The 18,794-nt window shown below is 43.2% G+C and carries 8 protein-coding genes and 1 CRISPR repeat array (1 of these 9 only partly in view); of the genes, 3 read left to right on the forward strand and 5 right to left on the reverse strand.

Annotated elements, in window-relative coordinates; genetic code table 11:
- A CRISPR array of direct repeats spans positions 1-9,300; the repeat unit is 32 nt; unit sequence ATCGCACTCCACTGGAGTGCGTGGATTGAAAT (it extends 1,247 nt beyond the left edge of the window).
- 319 nt (positions 9,301-9,619) lie between these two features.
- Positions 9,620-11,638 carry an NlpC/P60 family protein gene (locus ABDB91_RS03300; protein WP_347490216.1) on the forward strand — a complete coding sequence of 673 codons (2,019 nt, stop codon included), beginning with the start codon at positions 9,620-9,622 and terminating at the stop codon, positions 11,636-11,638.
- Positions 11,639-11,765: 127 nt separating this feature from the next.
- Positions 11,766-12,509: a poly-gamma-glutamate hydrolase family protein gene (locus ABDB91_RS03305; protein ID WP_347490217.1), complete on the forward strand. Its 744-nt coding sequence runs from the start codon at positions 11,766-11,768 to the stop codon at positions 12,507-12,509.
- 201 nt (positions 12,510-12,710) lie between these two features.
- Here the strand turns inward: ABDB91_RS03305 and ABDB91_RS03310 are convergent, their stop codons facing one another.
- The 4 genes from ABDB91_RS03310 to pgsB are packed head-to-tail and all read right to left on the reverse strand — an operon-like array spanning position 12,711 to position 15,519.
- Positions 12,711-13,556 carry a poly-gamma-glutamate hydrolase family protein gene (locus ABDB91_RS03310; protein ID WP_347490218.1) on the reverse strand — a complete coding sequence of 282 codons (846 nt, stop codon included), beginning with the start codon at positions 13,554-13,556 and terminating at the stop codon, positions 12,711-12,713.
- A gap of 26 nt (positions 13,557-13,582) precedes the next feature.
- Positions 13,583-13,807, reverse strand: a complete 225-nt coding sequence (locus tag ABDB91_RS03315; protein ID WP_347490219.1) for a hypothetical protein — start codon at positions 13,805-13,807, stop codon at positions 13,583-13,585.
- Between the two features lie 15 nt (positions 13,808-13,822).
- Positions 13,823-14,275: a poly-gamma-glutamate biosynthesis protein PgsC gene (pgsC, locus tag ABDB91_RS03320; protein ID WP_347490220.1), complete on the reverse strand. Its 453-nt coding sequence runs from the start codon at positions 14,273-14,275 to the stop codon at positions 13,823-13,825.
- Between the two features lie 26 nt (positions 14,276-14,301).
- Positions 14,302-15,519 (reverse strand): poly-gamma-glutamate synthase PgsB, encoded by a 1,218-nt coding sequence (gene pgsB / locus ABDB91_RS03325; protein WP_347490221.1) that lies wholly within the window; start codon positions 15,517-15,519, stop codon positions 14,302-14,304.
- A 522-nt stretch (positions 15,520-16,041) separates the two neighbouring features.
- On the opposite strand from pgsB, the gene ABDB91_RS03330 reads away from it, so the two are divergent.
- Complete coding sequence (locus ABDB91_RS03330; protein ID WP_347490222.1) at positions 16,042-17,304, forward strand: diaminopimelate decarboxylase; 1,263 nt, start codon at positions 16,042-16,044, stop codon at positions 17,302-17,304.
- 807 nt (positions 17,305-18,111) lie between these two features.
- Here the strand turns inward: ABDB91_RS03330 and ABDB91_RS03335 are convergent.
- On the reverse strand, positions 18,112-18,714 hold the full coding sequence (locus tag ABDB91_RS03335) for a hypothetical protein (RefSeq protein ID WP_347490223.1): 603 nt from the start codon (positions 18,712-18,714) through the stop codon (positions 18,112-18,114).
- Positions 18,715-18,794: the final 80 nt, after the last annotated feature.

Raw genomic sequence — 18,794 nt, forward strand, 5'->3', positions numbered from 1 at the left:
TTGGCGGGTTGCAAATCGCACTCCACTGGAGTGCGTGGATTGAAATCGACTTGGCTGCCCAAAGCCATCACAACGGCCCGATCGCACTCCACTGGAGTGCGTGGATTGAAATATTTGGGATTTTATACAAACCAGAAATAAGGTTAATCGCACTCCACTGGAGTGCGTGGATTGAAATACTGCCTGTGACGGGCAATGTTGCTATTACTAATAATCGCACTCCACTGGAGTGCGTGGATTGAAATCTTGGTGCGGCAGCCAGTGCCGGGGAGGTTTTTACATCGCACTCCACTGGAGTGCGTGGATTGAAATATAACCCTGTCAGCGTGCCGGCAAATATGATACAATCGCACTCCACTGGAGTGCGTGGATTGAAATAAATTTGTCCCGGCTTACAAAACCAAGTTAAACATCGCACTCCACTGGAGTGCGTGGATTGAAATTGATTTAACCCTCGGCACACCCATAAAGCCAGCCGATCGCACTCCACTGGAGTGCGTGGATTGAAATTTCGTTACCTGGTCTTCGGGCTTCCCGGTAGCGACGATCGCACTCCACTGGAGTGCGTGGATTGAAATAATGAGGGTATATCAATTTTAGAAAACTTATCTAATCGCACTCCACTGGAGTGCGTGGATTGAAATTATTTCTAATGTTCGACATGAAAATATTATTACAATCGCACTCCACTGGAGTGCGTGGATTGAAATTTACAGACGAGACTAAAGTAGTGGAAGGTAAAACTATCGCACTCCACTGGAGTGCGTGGATTGAAATCATCAAAGGATCTGCATCCTTGGAGCAGCTCGGCAGATCGCACTCCACTGGAGTGCGTGGATTGAAATAATGCTACAAACTTATCTCCGCACACTTCACACGATCGCACTCCACTGGAGTGCGTGGATTGAAATTCCTGTCGGGGGTGACTTTTGGTATGAGGTTGTAATCGCACTCCACTGGAGTGCGTGGATTGAAATCAGAATAAATACAGCCTGACGGTGGACGGCATCGCATCGCACTCCACTGGAGTGCGTGGATTGAAATCTGCTGACAGGCTTGGAGACCAAGAGAAGTTGAATCGCACTCCACTGGAGTGCGTGGATTGAAATATCGTTTGTTTTGTACAGGTAAACGAGGCCGGCAAATCGCACTCCACTGGAGTGCGTGGATTGAAATCGGTGATAGGTATTGCTAAAGGAGGTGTAAAAATTGTTAAATCGCACTCCACTGGAGTGCGTGGATTGAAATCGGTGATAGCCAGCTATTACGGCGGTCGCATAGATCGCACTCCACTGGAGTGCGTGGATTGAAATAAATTCGAAACAGTGATATCGTACTGGCCGAGCTAATCGCACTCCACTGGAGTGCGTGGATTGAAATACTTCCCTGCCGCTGCACGGGTCACTCTCGTGGTGATCGCACTCCACTGGAGTGCGTGGATTGAAATGGCAAGTTTACGCGGATCAGTGCGAAAAAAAGCAGATCGCACTCCACTGGAGTGCGTGGATTGAAATGGTATCCCCGTCATGCAGGGGTAGCTCCAGCTTAATCGCACTCCACTGGAGTGCGTGGATTGAAATATCCCGAATCCCGCAATGCTCGGCTTGGTGACCAGATCGCACTCCACTGGAGTGCGTGGATTGAAATAAACCGGTGCCCCTCATTTGGCTGGTCAGTAGGGATCGCACTCCACTGGAGTGCGTGGATTGAAATATCCCGGGTCTCAAAGTTTACATCAAACGCTCGAGCATCGCACTCCACTGGAGTGCGTGGATTGAAATCAGTAGTTGTTCGCGGGTTGACATAAATTTGAACATCGCACTCCACTGGAGTGCGTGGATTGAAATGTTTTCGTAGTAGTCTTTGGAGATGTGCGAGTGACCATCGCACTCCACTGGAGTGCGTGGATTGAAATCGGCATACTATCCGGAGATTTTTCGGTGGTATGGATCGCACTCCACTGGAGTGCGTGGATTGAAATTGACAAAGTATTCTTGCTATCGCGTGTCGAGGCATCGCACTCCACTGGAGTGCGTGGATTGAAATTAGTGAGCTTGTGCCTGCCCAACTTATGGCCGTATCGCACTCCACTGGAGTGCGTGGATTGAAATAATTTCCGGTGACGATACCGGTGGTGATGAGCAAATCGCACTCCACTGGAGTGCGTGGATTGAAATAAAGGTGGATGGCATATACAAGATTATGTTAGGGAATCGCACTCCACTGGAGTGCGTGGATTGAAATAATCAGGTGAAGGCACTTACCATCTTGGATCAAAGATCGCACTCCACTGGAGTGCGTGGATTGAAATATCCTGGGTGTGTGTCCGACCTGCGGGTCAGAAATTATCGCACTCCACTGGAGTGCGTGGATTGAAATATCCCTTTTGCAGACTAGTTTGATGCTTTTATTTAATCGCACTCCACTGGAGTGCGTGGATTGAAATATTGGAGTATAGCACGTGACGTACGTACTGTAAAATCGCACTCCACTGGAGTGCGTGGATTGAAATTGTGGCCTTTGCGTCCGATATCGCCAATACTGTAGCATCGCACTCCACTGGAGTGCGTGGATTGAAATTCTGCCGGCATTTGTCAATGTTGCAGTCCACTTAATCGCACTCCACTGGAGTGCGTGGATTGAAATTTCTGAACACGTCAGATTTATTGATGACCAGACAATCGCACTCCACTGGAGTGCGTGGATTGAAATTACAACTACATCTAGAGTATATTTTAGTTGGACATCGCACTCCACTGGAGTGCGTGGATTGAAATACTTTCAGCGTTTAAATCACACCAAATGAGCCAGGATCGCACTCCACTGGAGTGCGTGGATTGAAATATCCGCCAGCCAGGCGATAATACGAGCTTCGATTATCGCACTCCACTGGAGTGCGTGGATTGAAATAGACGGTGGGACTATAACAACGTTATACGTAAAAAATCGCACTCCACTGGAGTGCGTGGATTGAAATACTGAATGGATGGCGGCATATAACAGTGATAACAAATCGCACTCCACTGGAGTGCGTGGATTGAAATAACGGTATGGGAAGGTATAAAGCAGATATTTACAATCGCACTCCACTGGAGTGCGTGGATTGAAATGGCCTCTTTGTTGCTTTTAAACGGCGATTTACCAAATCGCACTCCACTGGAGTGCGTGGATTGAAATCTGCATAATTGCCTCTTTCCACGCAGCCGTTCCATCGCACTCCACTGGAGTGCGTGGATTGAAATCCCTACTCGGAGAAGTAGATCTTGTCTGTCACCATCGCACTCCACTGGAGTGCGTGGATTGAAATGGATTATCCTTATTCCCTTGATCCGCTAGATTCTATCGCACTCCACTGGAGTGCGTGGATTGAAATATTCCTTTACCTGAAAAATACTCCATATAAGGAAAATCGCACTCCACTGGAGTGCGTGGATTGAAATGTCCTACCGGGTGATCCATAGTGCCCCCGCATTGGATCGCACTCCACTGGAGTGCGTGGATTGAAATCGTTAGTTAACCAGAAATTACGAAAGGAGGTGCCGATCGCACTCCACTGGAGTGCGTGGATTGAAATCGTAATTACGAAGAAAGCTTTGATGGTTACGCAATCGCACTCCACTGGAGTGCGTGGATTGAAATCACCAACCACATGATTTTCCGCCCTCGGGGCATCATCGCACTCCACTGGAGTGCGTGGATTGAAATGGTAATATACACATTACTAGACCGATGGCAAAAATCGCACTCCACTGGAGTGCGTGGATTGAAATCTCTGGATCATCAATGCTTACAATACCGGTAACATCGCACTCCACTGGAGTGCGTGGATTGAAATCTCGACGCTATGTTGCAGGCGCTCTTGGATGTCGGATCGCACTCCACTGGAGTGCGTGGATTGAAATACCAACTAAAACACCGAAACAGGATCCGGAACCGGTTATCGCACTCCACTGGAGTGCGTGGATTGAAATACCAACTTCAAGCCCGTTTCGGTAGGGAATAAAATCGCACTCCACTGGAGTGCGTGGATTGAAATTACGAATTTTACCTTCGGAAACCGCCACCATTGCTATCGCACTCCACTGGAGTGCGTGGATTGAAATGTAGATATTACCGATAACCTCAATAGCGTGGTTGATCGCACTCCACTGGAGTGCGTGGATTGAAATTCAGATGGGCCTGGCCATTGCTAACGGCGGTGCTGATCGCACTCCACTGGAGTGCGTGGATTGAAATCAGACTTGCCTACTCCAATTGTACCATATCATGCCCATCGCACTCCACTGGAGTGCGTGGATTGAAATATCGTAGTACACATGTAGCCAAGCAATGCCCTTGATCGCACTCCACTGGAGTGCGTGGATTGAAATAACATGCCAATCCTTTAACCGCACCGCTTCTAACATCGCACTCCACTGGAGTGCGTGGATTGAAATTTTTGTTTCCGGCTCAATGCCGAATAGCGAAGCCCATCGCACTCCACTGGAGTGCGTGGATTGAAATAACTCCACCCCGATGAACCGACGCCCCATTTTGAATCGCACTCCACTGGAGTGCGTGGATTGAAATGCTCCGTTAAGGTTTTAGCTGGCAAGCCATCAGAATCGCACTCCACTGGAGTGCGTGGATTGAAATACCTCCTACCTTACTGTCCATCCCAGCAGCCAAAATCGCACTCCACTGGAGTGCGTGGATTGAAATAATCGTTCGTTTTGTCTGTCGGCGGCGGTGTGTTTGATCGCACTCCACTGGAGTGCGTGGATTGAAATTTTCGGGATAAAACTATCCTTCGGAAGCGTAACATCGCACTCCACTGGAGTGCGTGGATTGAAATCGGGTGGAAATTTTGACTAGCGACGGGGACTGCATCGCACTCCACTGGAGTGCGTGGATTGAAATACCCTGTAAGATAAAATTTACGCCGTTATAGCGTAATCGCACTCTACTGGAGTGCGTGGATTGAAATCACGATGTCCTCCAGCGCGTCCAATTTTCCCCCATCGCACTCTACTGGAGTGCGTGGATTGAAATCCACAGTTGTTGTTTGGTCAGGGACTCAAGCTTTATCGCACTCTACTGGAGTGCGTGGATTGAAATATTTAAGCTAATAGACGCCCGGCCTTGGGTTTTCATCGCACTCTACTGGAGTGCGTGGATTGAAATATCCCTACGGGTAAATATAAAAGCCTCTCCTGCAGATCGCACTCTACTGGAGTGCGTGGATTGAAATAAGATATACTACAGGTGACATAGCCCCCAAACTACATCGCACTCTACTGGAGTGCGTGGATTGAAATACTGTTGGTCACCTCCGGTCGTGTCCGCCTCAATATCGCACTCTACTGGAGTGCGTGGATTGAAATCTCAACGATCCCATCACGCTGCTTCTCCAGGCTCATCGCACTCTACTGGAGTGCGTGGATTGAAATATGACGTACGGTTATCACGAGGGGTATTCCTTCGATCGCACTCTACTGGAGTGCGTGGATTGAAATACTAACTCCACCGGCACCTGATACCTTTCTGCAAATCGCACTCTACTGGAGTGCGTGGATTGAAATACATATCGAGAGCGGCCACCGGCACCGAGGCGTGAGGATCGCACTCTACTGGAGTGCGTGGATTGAAATCAGTAAGGATTGAGGCAAGGGCGTATTTCAGAAATAATGCATCGCACTCTACTGGAGTGCGTGGATTGAAATCAGTACCGGGAGGCGCTGAAGGAGCATCTGGAAAATCGCACTCTACTGGAGTGCGTGGATTGAAATAGAAAGAGGTAATATTGATGGCCAGGAATATGTTTATCGCACTCTACTGGAGTGCGTGGATTGAAATCTTACATCCTTATTAAACTTGTATAATCCCGGAGATCGCACTCTACTGGAGTGCGTGGATTGAAATAAAATAAAGGTTGTCCCATAAAACTTGTACCAATAATCGCACTCTACTGGAGTGCGTGGATTGAAATAATTACTTCCCAATCTATATGCACAGCTGAGTCATATCGCACTCTACTGGAGTGCGTGGATTGAAATGGCCATAACGTCGGTGTTAACGATTACGTCTGATAATCGCACTCTACTGGAGTGCGTGGATTGAAATAAAAGTGCGCCTGGGAGCGATTTGGCAAGGCAGAATCGCACTCTACTGGAGTGCGTGGATTGAAATTATGTCAGGGGTACCAATGTTGCCAAGCTTATTACATCGCACTCTACTGGAGTGCGTGGATTGAAATCATAATATTATACTCAGCCATTAATTCAATTAACGGATCGCACTCTACTGGAGTGCGTGGATTGAAATGTCACTGAACGCTGCAGTATAGTCGCTGTTTAAAATCGCACTCTACTGGAGTGCGTGGATTGAAATAGATATTACCGAATAATGACGCCGCCGATAACACATCGCACTCTACTGGAGTGCGTGGATTGAAATCGAAGTTAGCTCAAGCACCCACTCATTTTGGGACATCGCACTCTACTGGAGTGCGTGGATTGAAATACTTACACCCGCCAGGCCCTGGGCCTTGGCTCTGATCGCACTCTACTGGAGTGCGTGGATTGAAATCTTCTAGGATACGAACTTTTGTCCTTGTCATCCCAATCTCATTCTACTGGAGTGCGTGGATTGAAATTGCTGGGTGACGTCGTTCGGATTGCAGCCGAGTCCATCGCACTCTACTGGAGTGCGTTGATTGAAATCATCCCGGTATGTCGTTACCAGCCAAACACTCAGTCATCGCACTCTACTGGAGTGCGTGGATTGAAATTTCTAACATCTAATAGAGCGGGCCTTATTCCTTATCGCACTCTACTGGAGTGCGTGGATTGAAATAGCAATGTCGATAAGAAGTAAGATGAGCAATAGCAATCGCACTCTACTGGAGTGCGTGGATTGAAATAGATTGACAGAGATTTGATCAGGCCGGAGAATACGATCGCACTCTACTGGAGTGCGTGGATTGAAATACCTAGTCCTGATATAACGCAGCCAGCAGAAAAACCATCGCACTCTACTGGAGTGCGTGGATTGAAATCCCGCCTCTATCGAACCCTTCTCATAAGACCACCATCGCACTCTACTGGAGTGCGTGGATTGAAATCTGAAGGTGGATCCACCTCCCTGGGAGCATTTGACATCGCACTCTACTGGAGTGCGTGGATTGAAATCTGAAGGTGGATCCACCTCCCTGGGAGCATTTGACATCGCACTCTACTGGAGTGCGTGGATTGAAATTCCAAAACAAGCCGATCCGCCTGGATATGAACCCATCGCACTCTACTGGAGTGCGTGGATTGAAATACCTATAAAGACGGCAAAATACGCGATGAATTTAATCGCACTCTACTGGAGTGCGTGGATTGAAATTCTTATATGACGAGGAAAACGATCGGGAAATTATCATCGCACTCTACTGGAGTGCGTGGATTGAAATACCCCCTGCAGGCATTATAAAACCCCTGGCGAATTATCGCACTCTACTGGAGTGCGTGGATTGAAATAAATAGACCGCCTGTTTGGGTGGTAAAAAATATAGATCGCACTCTACTGGAGTGCGTGGATTGAAATTATGACAAGGGCTAATAGTGAGAAATACAAGGAAATCGCACTCTACTGGAGTGCGTGGATTGAAATCCTGACTTCTTGCCGCATATTTGGCACTTCAAGGATCGCACTCTACTGGAGTGCGTGGATTGAAATGTCCTGACTCTCAGTGAGAATATGTTCAGCAGCATCATCGCACTCTACTGGAGTGCGTGGATTGAAATGGCAATCGCACCATGTATTTTTGCCACTGTTTCCATCGCACTCTACTGGAGTGCGTGGATTGAAATCAGCAGAGGAAAGAAACGCTGGCAAGGTATTACATCGCACTCTACTGGAGTGCGTGGATTGAAATCAAATAAGCAGGTGATTATTTGGCAGTAAATGTAAATCGCACTCTACTGGAGTGCGTGGATTGAAATCATGAGTACCACGGAGATACGAAAGAGTTAAGCCGATCGCACTCTACTGGAGTGCGTGGATTGAAATTGGTTATGGTGGCCTGGCCTTCGCTGCCGTCCTCATCGCACTCTACTGGAGTGCGTGGATTGAAATCCGCCAGGGGAATTGCCAGCAATCTATCCGAACTATCGCACTCTACTGGAGTGCGTGGATTGAAATTGTGTGGTGGTGGGGGGCTTTGGTGGCTTTATATTATCGCACTCTACTGGAGTGCGTGGATTGAAATTTAAAGGCGGCTTGGGGCTAAACCCTGTAAAGCCCATCGCACTCTACTGGAGTGCGTGGATTGAAATAACAGGATATGGTTGAGGCTGGTGTACAAGCTCTATCGCACTCTACTGGAGTGCGTGGATTGAAATTACTATTTGGAGGGATGCCAAGTGAAAGTTAAAGATCGCACTCTACTGGAGTGCGTGGATTGAAATTAATCGAGGTATTCAATGGCGATGCTACCCCTATAAATCGCACTCCACTGGAGTGCGTGGATTGAAATTTGAAAAGGGCTGGCACAAGCTGAAGGTAGCTGGCAGGATCGCACTCCACTGGAGTGCGTGGATTGAAATAAAGCTGGCGGCAACACCCTGGGCGTTATTATTCATCGCACTCCACTGGAGTGCGTGGATTGAAATCGATTCTTGCAGCAGCTCATCCAGCTCCGCATCAATCGCACTCCACTGGAGTGCGTGGATTGAAATTGGGCAACGCCAGCAGTGGAAGCGGGGGAGACCATCGCACTCCACTGGAGTGCGTGGATTGAAATATCATAATCAAATATTTCCTCTAAAGTCATTACATCGCACTCCACTGGAGTGCGTGGATTGAAATAAATCCAGCCAAGCTAATTGCGCTATCTCCTGATCATCGCACTCCACTGGAGTGCGTGGATTGAAATCTCCATTTTTTGGCTCACCTCGCTAATGTGATTGATTATCGCACTCCACTGGAGTGCGTGGATTGAAATCATCATCGTCGGGACTAAGCCGACGTCCCGAACCGATCGCACTCCACTGGAGTGCGTGGATTGAAATTTTAATCCGTACCTGTAGCTTTTAGATTAGAAGGATCGCACTCCACTGGAGTGCGTGGATTGAAATAGTTCAGCCAGGTCAAATTTCTCTGTATTATTAAATCGCACTCCACTGGAGTGCGTGGATTGAAATCATCCGAACCAAGCTGGAGTTGCTTGTTGAAAAAATCGCACTCCACTGGAGTGCGTGGATTGAAATTAAAAGTACGGGTGACGGTCATATTGTAAACACCAATCGCACTCCACTGGAGTGCGTGGATTGAAATTCAACCCCTGATAGAACCTTTACACTGGGACGTTATATCTCTGGACAACTGTCGTTAAAGATGAATGCTGCCAAAAGCTATATTAATATCCGAGTGGCCGGGTTCTGGCTGGTTAGAAAGCTGGAGGCAATAAAATTTATGCGTGTTTGAAATTGCTTATATATGAAGTTTTACAACAGGAATTCAATAATGAAATCGCGAATGCTTTAAATATGAAAAATGCCAATAAAATGCCAAACTACAAGATCTTGCAGTTTAAGTAAAGTTTGCTGCGGGAGTCTTAAAGGCGGCAAGCGAGATAAAGCAGGTGGATTTTAAAATGAACCGATTTAAAGAACTAAATGTCATATGGTTAATCCTCTTAATCCTCTTAACTGTTACAAGCCCATCCTATGGCTATAATAATGATACAGAAATTCAAGCGGCTTTACTTGCAGAGAGTTTAAACGGCGAACCCTTTGCACAAGGGGGAAATACACCGGAGGAAGGATTTAATAGCACCGGGTTTATTCAGTATATATTTAGGGAGGAAGAGAATATAGTCCTCCCCGGATCGCCTTCACAGTTATGGAAACTGGGTAAACCTATAGAACGCAGTGAAATACAGTCTGGAGATGTTCTCTTCTTTACCGGAAGCGAAAACCTAATACCGGCAATATACAAAGGCGATGATATCATTATTGTTGTAGCGACTAATGAAGGCGTAGTAAAACGGAATATAGTAGAAGATTCCTATTGGAGGGATCGGTATAAAGGTGCAAGGCGTTACACAAATATAGCTGATGAATTAAATCCCATAGCCGTAAAAGCCCTTGAATTAGTAGGATCTCCTTATAAACTTGGAAGTAATGACCCAAATGGCTTCGATCATTCAGGCTTTGTGCAATACGTTTTTAGTGAAGTAAACAAACTGGATTTTCCCAGAACATCGAACGAACAATGGCGAGTAGGTATGGAAATAGATAAGGCTGATATTAAATCTGGTGATGTGTTATTCTTTCAAGGCAGCGGTGTACGACTACCGGGAATTTATATCGATAATGATATTTTTGTTATTGTTACAACTAATGGGGTTGCTGCAGTGGATCTCGAAACAAGTGATTATTGGAAATCCAGGTTGCTGGGAGCAAGACGGTTTACTAACAATATTATTGAAAAAGGCATCGTAAGCAATCCAATTGTAGAAAAGGCTGTGGATTTGCTTGGAACATCCTATAACCCGGAAGGGAATTCACCATTCGAAGGCTTTAATACGACTAATTTTGTACGTCATGTCTTTAAAGATACTCTCGGCATACAGCTACCTGTCTTTTCCAATAGGATCTATGAAATAGGCGAATCAATTTCTAAAGAGGACCTTCAACCGGGAGACTTGGTGTTTTTCCGGGGAAGCAGCCTTATACCCGGTATTTATAAAGGAAATGGTATGTTTATAGTTCAGACTACGGAAGGAGTTGCGGAAAGGGATATTGAGAGTGAGTATTGGTCGGATATATATGCAGGTGCAAAACGACTAACGGCGGCCGATATATATTATTCCCGGCCTGAGAATTATAGGGAAAATGGTAATTCAGTTATTCGAGAAGCAATGAAATATATAGGAACTCCTTATTTGTTAGGTGGCGAGACAACCGACGGTTTTGACTGTTCTTATTTAGTTCAGACAGTCTTTAGAGATGCTAAAAAAGTTTACTTGCCTCGCATAACCTATAAACAATGTGAAGTAGGCGAGACTACCGATTTCGAAAACATGCGCCCGGGCGACGTGATTTATTTTAAAGGAAAATTGCAGGAAGGAGTATCACAGGAAGGAATATCACATGCCGCTATTTATCTGGGAAATAATTATATAATTCATGCCTCTGGCGACGAAGGTATGACTACAATCAGCTATTTAGGACCATATTGGTTGGGCCGCCTTGCGGTAGTAAAGCGCTTTGACTCGCTTAGTTTGAGGCTGGACTCTAAAGTCGTTGAAGAGGCATATAAAACCCTGGGTGTGCCTTACTTAGCGGGAGGAGATACCAAAGAAGGCTTTGATTACTCCGGGTTTATACAATACGTTATGAAAGCAGGTTTAGATATTGATCTACCAAGATACTCATCCCAGCAATGGGCTTTAGGAACTGAAATAAAAAGGGAAGATATAAATATTGGAGATGTTTTATTCTTCGAAGGCTCCAGCAAGGTACTGCTGCCGGGGTTGTATATTGGAAATGGGCAGTTTATCATCGTAACAGAATCTGAAGGTGCAGCAATTCGTGATCTTAATATCTCGGATAGTTATTGGACTTCACGCTATGTCGGAGCAAGACGATATGAAAAAATCAATGAGTAGTCGGATTGACAAGTAAGGCTCTCAAACGAGGGCCTTCTTTTTCCCCTATTTGCTGTGGTACAATTAAAAAAAATTTCGAGTCTCAGGTACCTGTAATTGTTAAGGCACTACCAGAAGGAGGAAAGAGATGAACATAAGAGGACACGCCACAGCAATTAAGGTGTTCGCTTTATTATTCTTTTTATCGATAGGCTATTCAAGTTATATAAAATACGAAGGCGCAAAACTGGAAGATGAGAATAAAACACTAAAAAAACAATTAAATATTGCAAATGAAAATATAAAAGAACAAAAAAATGAACTTGATGAATTAAGAAGCTTATTGGATTCTCAAAAAGATATTGATTATGAAATTGAAGTTAAAGAAACAGATTCTAATGTTACAGTTGTGGCAATTCATGGAGGTAAAATTGAAAAAGGTACTACTGAATTAGCTTATGCTTTAGCTTCCCATAATAATTACAACTATTATTCATTTCAGGGTTTAAAAAACACAGATAATTTTGCCCTACATGTTCCTTCAGATAAATTCGCTGAAACATACGCACTGGAAATGGTTGCTAAATCCAAAAGGACATTATCAATCCACGGGTGTAACGGTGCAGAGGAATTTACATATATAGGAGGCCGGGACACGGAATTGGGAAACAGAATAAAAGAATCTCTGACTAAGTATGGTTTTACTGTAAAAAAAGATACTCCGAAGGATCTGGCCGGCAAATCGCCAGATAACATAGTGAATAGAGATATAGACGAACGGGGAGTGCAGCTGGAAATATCAGAGGGCTTAAGGACAAAGTTTTTGTCGGCTAATGAGGATAGCTTGAAAAGCTATGTTCTTGCAATAAGTGAGGCAGTCAACAATGTGTAAATGACATAGTAAAGGTAAAAAGGGAGTGTCGCAAAACTACTTTCTTAGAATAGCGAACGACGCTCCCTCTGCGTTTTAGAACAAAAAAATATTGCACAACGAACTAAATAATTCGTTGTGCAACAGCCCATTTTATTTTAATAAACGGAGACTGGAGACTGAGACTGAATAAACACCCGTGTAAACGGTATTCTTTCAGGTTTACTCTTCTGATACTACCTTAACATCTTGAATTAATTCCTTGGGGTTCTTTGCTCCTTTTTCCAATACTTTCTGGATTTTCTTATCGAAGTTGTGCTTTTCAGGGTTAAGCTTATTTAAAAACCCTTCAGAGTTATTATTAATCTTCTTCATGAGCTCAACTACTGTCGGCCAGCTTTCGCCTAGCGCTTGATTGATGGAGCTTGAATAATTGTTTAAAGTACCGGAATCAGTTGCGAGCTTATCTCTTAAACCTTTGGAAATAGCGATCTGAACGCCGCCAAGCTGATAATTGTCCTTAAACAATTGATTCTTATTCACTATATTGTTGTCCATAACTCCGGCAATGCGATCAGGAATACTTAAAGTTTTTACATTATATCCTTGGGCGGTAAGATGTAATCTAATCAATTCCGCCAACAACTTATTCTGACCGCCAATATAAGTAACCTCGTCATCGCCGGCAGCTCCGATAACAGAAACAGTGTAATCTGATCTATTAACTAAACTGACAGCTGTTGGTTCGTCAAAATTGATAGCCTTCATAAAAAGGCTCCCATTATCAGCCGCTTTAAGCCCTTCAAATGAATAAGTGTTATATTTACCGTATTCGTTCAATGCCCCGACTAATTCTGAAGTGCCTCTTTCAATACCGCCTCCGTGTATAGCTAAAATTGTTGTATCGCTTCCGATATCATCAGCTTTAATGGTATAGTCCGAAGGGTCTTCAGCTGCAGCTAGTTCAGAAAAACTACGATAGCCTGTTGTGAAGGCATATGCGCTTACACCCATTCCAAATGTAAGCAACATAACTAACGCCAGAATCTTGAGAGATTGTTTTTTCATACTTATCTTGCTCCTTTCTTAAAAAATCATAGTAACAGATAATCTGTAGCAATAATCAGCAGAGTTAATCCCATTAGCCCAATTACTTGAAAACCGGTATTTCTCTTGCTGACCTTAACGAGATACAGGCATTTTTCTTTCAATGTTAGTGTATTAAAAACCGCAACAGTTTCATGCCGACTTTTTTCTCCGATAGGTTCTGATGTGCTCATGTATTGTTTGTTATTTATTTGCCCGTATAAAGTGTCCATTTTACACCTCCTTTCTCATATACTGACATTTAACAGTAATGTGCAACCATAAGTCATTGCACACAGTAATCCGGTGCTTAGAAATGTTGTTGCTATACCTTGGCGCTGAATTGTGTTTGCTAATAATCCGGGCACAACAATACCAACTGCTGCCAGTCCGGAGATATAACGATAATCAAGGGGCAATATTGCATAGGTAATAAGCTGCAACACCACTGCCACTGCTATCATAGCTACAAATTTTCTTTTGCCGTATAGAATTGTAACTTTGCTCATTCCGAAATTAACTATTAAATAAGTCAAGAGGCTAATAAAGAATGTCAAAAATATAGCCTGGGGTAGATCTATAAGTAAAACTAAATATCCCGGGACAATCAGACCGGCAGGTAAGATTCCGGTAACTTCCGTAAATAACAAGCTCAAAATTACACCCAAAATTATAACTGTGCCAATAGCCGTAAAAAGCAACCGTTTACCCTCCCTTAATAGCTAAATTAAATAACTTGTGGTATTGATTCGTTTCCGGATTGAAGCAAGTTTTTTAATTCGGCGGGAAAGTCGTGAATTATCAATTCAACTAATTCATCGCCGCCGCCGTGAATGTTTCCAATGCCAAAAATTACTCTGTTTTTAAAATAATCCTTAATTGTTTTATAAACCTCATGAGGAGACAAACCTTCAACATTTATGTATTTCTGAGGAGATATTTTTTTACTGTTAACTCTTTCGGTAACTGGACTTACTGTCTGACCCATTGCAACAAGAATATCAATATCCATATTTGGCAACACCTCTTCTGCCAGCTGCAGTGTCCTGTCAACCCTATCAGGTCTGCAATTAACAATTACCATCGGATTTTGGGTTGGATAACCAAGAGCTGTTATATGCTCCCAGATCATTCGTGTAGAATTTGGATCATTGGCGGCAAAGCCATTGACAAAATATGTGGGGCTTTTGTTGTCTAAGGAATGGATCATTAATGCTCCCGGATCAGGATTAGCGTTTAACATTCCCCTTAAGGCAGTACTTTTGTCAATGTTTAGCGCTTTAGCCACAGCCAGCGCAAGAGCAACATTTTCCGGGAAAATCACATATTCAAATTTTTCCAGATAACCTTTCGGGATTTCTTTTTCATTGGCAATTAATATCCGGCAGTTTCTTTTCTCTGCTTCCTGAGTAAAATAGTCATTATATCTGCTGTCATCAATAATAAGGGTTCCGTTTTTGGGTATTGTAGCCGTAAAGGACTCTGCAATAAAATCCAAGGTTGGGCCGCACACATCCATATGGTCTTCACGAACATTAACGATAACCCCTATATTTGCTTTAACAAGCTTTTCCTGAAAAATGATCTGGTAATCGGGATTTACAGCCATACACTCTGTTACAAATGCAGATGCGCCAAGCTTGACTGCTTTCTTAACAACAGCTTTTTGTTCTATAATATTTGGACCTAAAGGGCCTCGTATGATTGGTTCTTCTTCCTCCTTGTTCCAATAAATAATTCTCGCACTGGTTCCCGTCGTTTTTCCAACAACCTTGACTCCTGCTTCCTTTAAAATACCGGTAATTAATCTGGTTGCGGTCGATTTACCTCTTGTGCCGTTTATATTAATTCTAAGCTTGATCTGGTTTAAGTTTTTATTGTGTTTTATCTGTTCATAAACACCTAAGATAAAAACAAAAATAATAAGCGCTATAGCAAACTGCACATTTATCCTATCCTTTCTTTAAAAAGAAAAGCTTGTCTGCTTTTGTGCTAAATGAAATATGTTTAATCTATGCTCCTCCTTTCAAGCCAATTATACTGAAAAAATATGAACCAATGTTTGCTGAAAGATAAACATGTTTTACGAAACTATGAACAATTGTTACAAGACAGGAATTTTTATCTCGTTAACCGCCGCGGGGACTACCGCCGTATAAGGAAAGGGGACATACCTGCTTGAAGCTTGGATATTCCTCTGGGGACAGGAATGTCCCCAACGTATGGGTCAAAACCCTACCTGAAAACGCTTTAATCATCTAACAATTCAACATTTATAATTAACATTAGATTTTATAGTTGGATGCTGCTTTCATTTTATTTATGTATTGAAAAATATTCTGACAGGGGATATCATGTACGGTAATAATTCAACCTGTTTATATTCCAAAAAGAAAAACCTGATCGATCTATTCAAGGATTCTTTGAAAAATGAAATAAAATTTATTGAGATGAGGAAGGGAAAATAATGGGGTCCGTGAAAAAAACGTTCGTAAGTTTCGAGCAACTGCAGGAGATTACCAAAAAATATCCCACACCGTTTCATTTGTATAATGAAAAAGGGATCAGGGAAAATGCGCGCAGATTAAAGCAGGTATTTGAGTGGAATAAAGGCTTTAAGGAGTATTTTGCGGTCAAAGCTACGCCAAACCCTGCCATCCTTAAAATTCTAGGAGAAGAGGGCTGCGGAGTGGATTGCTCTTCGCTTACCGAGTTAATGCTGGCCGAGGCTGTAGGTTTTGAGGGCAATGAAATAATGTTCTCCTCAAATATGACGCCGCCTGAGGATTTCATGCTGGCGCATAGGTTAAACGCCATTGTTAACTTTGACGATATCTCCCACATAGACTGCTTTAACAAGGTTGCGGACATACCGGAGACTATCTGCTGCCGTTATAATCCTGGCGGTAGGTTCCTGATCAGTAACGATATTATGGACGCCCCTGGCGAGGCCAAATACGGTTTCACCCACAGGCAGTTAATTGAGGGATTTAACACACTGCAAAAATTGGGTGTTAAACATTTTGGCCTGCACGCATTTTTAGCCAGCAACACCACCTCGCAAGAATATTACCCGGTGCTGGCAAAGCTTTTGTTTAAAACTGCGGTAGAATTAAACCAGGCGACGGGTGCACATATCTCGTTTATCAATCTATCAGGCGGCATCGGCATACCTTATCATCCCGAGCAGGAACCCGTTGATATAGTGGCCATCGGTGCGGGCGTAAGACGGGCATATGATGAGGTACTTGTCCCCGCGGGTATGGATGACATTGCGATATACACCGAGTTGGGCAGATTTATGTTAGGTCCGTACGGTTGCCTTGTTGCCACTGCCATCCATGAGAAGCATATCTACAAGGATTATATCGGCCTTGACGCCTGTGCTGCAAATCTGATGCGCCCCGCGATATACGGCGCATATCATCACATTACAGTTATGGGCAAGGAAAATAATCCTTGTGAGCATAAATATGATATTACAGGTGGACTGTGCGAAAACAATGATAAATTCGCCATCGACCGTTTGCTGCCCCAAATCCAAATCGGCGATTTACTGGTCATACACGACACCGGCGCGCATGGCTTTTCCATGGGATACAACTACAATGGGAAGCTGCGCTCCGCTGAAGTTCTGCTTAAAGAGGACGGCAGCACCGAGTTGATCCGCCGGGCAGAAACGCCCGCAGATTATTTTGCAACCCTTGATTTTACCGGATTGTTCAAATAAGTCAATGACTATAATGAATGCATGTCTATAATCGTCGAAATTAAAATCTACTTATTCAAAGAGAAACTCATCTCTTAATAATGAACTTATTGCAAGCGTAACCGAACTAACCGGCGAAGTATCGACAAAATTATTGTCATCAGCCACCTGGGCACTTGATTTTCTGCTCGATATCGCCAATGCCTCGTAGCAGACCTGATCGGGGGTAATAAGGGTACCTTCGCTGAGGAGAAGGGTGATGTTTTCTGCTAGGAATGAATATACCGGCGGGAAAAAACACCTTGGCCGCTGAAATTGAACAGTTTGACCGCCTAAGTTGAACACCTTCACCGCAAAGACTGTACATCTAATATTCAGGTGTAGAAAGCCAGGAGGGGCATTAACTAGATTTACTAATATCAATCATTTATCACTCTCTTTGGAAAACCAAAGCGATAAACCTCGGGAGTTTGAGGGCAGAGCCCTCAATTGCCATTAAACAAATTATTGAAAATGGTGTTAAATTTTGCCGGTAAGGGTGTTCAGTTTCAAACGGTCACACTATTCAATCTCGCCGGTCAAAGTGTTCAATCTTACCCGGCATACTCAAGGAAGTGCTTGTCCTTCTTTATTTTTGCATCAATATTCTGCTATGGGTTTGATTACTTGCCTTTGAATATTAAAGAATGGCATAAAAAAACACCTTTTTAAAGACGCTGGTGTTTTGTTTATACTGATTTTCTTTTCCCTTCTATTAATCTGGCTTTATTTCTTACTGACACGCATTCCCAGATTATCACTTCCTATTGGTGGCAATTTAAGATTAGATTAAACATCCGAATCAATAATTGAATAAAAATTATAAGGATCGGATAAGTGATATTCAATTTCTTTAACAATGAATCTATCATCGATATTTATATACTCAACTCGTACAACTTCTTCATTAGTCACTCTATGCTCGCTAAAAATCATGGTATTCTTTTTAAATGGTTTCCATAAAAATGAATAAGGATCTATTTTGAGAACTTCATTATAGTCACTTTTGTTTACGGTTAAATCTTCAAACATTTTATTTGTAGGAATATTTTTAAATTGCCAACTATCTTTAAATATCGATTCATGATAAATAGCAAATACCTTACTTCCATCTTTCATATTCCACATATCATAAGTATATTCATCTATTTTTTTTGTTTCTTGTGGTTCTCCATACTGTTCAATTACTTTTGTTCGTGGAATTGCAAATGATATTCTAGTTCTTATGGAAGGCGGGAAATTAGGCTTAATCATAATATCGATCTCCTCAGACTTCTCTGTGTAACTAGTCTTGCTACCTTTAGAATTGTCTATATAATTACTATTTATACCTCCTGTACTGTTAATTGCTATAAATGAAAACATTGTAAAAAATACTATATTCTTTATCATTAATTTCTCCCCTTGCGTTAACATTTATTGTTCAATTAAATTATAAAAGTTATATACTCAACTTTCCCACTTGCAAAACG

It is taken from the genome of Desulfoscipio sp. XC116 (assembly GCF_039851975.1).
Taxonomy (GTDB): Bacteria; Bacillota; Desulfotomaculia; order Desulfotomaculales; family Desulfallaceae; genus Sporotomaculum.

Coding starts and splice junctions, on each gene's coding strand:
- ABDB91_RS03300 (WP_347490216.1), top strand. CDS start 9,620: ATGAACCGATTTAAAGAACTAAATGTCATATGGTTAATCCTCTTAATC.
- ABDB91_RS03305 (WP_347490217.1), top strand. CDS start 11,766: ATGAACATAAGAGGACACGCCACAGCAATTAAGGTGTTCGCTTTATTA.
- ABDB91_RS03310 (WP_347490218.1), bottom strand. CDS start 13,556: ATGAAAAAACAATCTCTCAAGATTCTGGCGTTAGTTATGTTGCTTACA.
- ABDB91_RS03315 (WP_347490219.1), bottom strand. CDS start 13,807: ATGGACACTTTATACGGGCAAATAAATAACAAACAATACATGAGCACA.
- ABDB91_RS03330 (WP_347490222.1), top strand. CDS start 16,042: ATGGGGTCCGTGAAAAAAACGTTCGTAAGTTTCGAGCAACTGCAGGAG.
- ABDB91_RS03335 (WP_347490223.1), bottom strand. CDS start 18,714: ATGATAAAGAATATAGTATTTTTTACAATGTTTTCATTTATAGCAATT.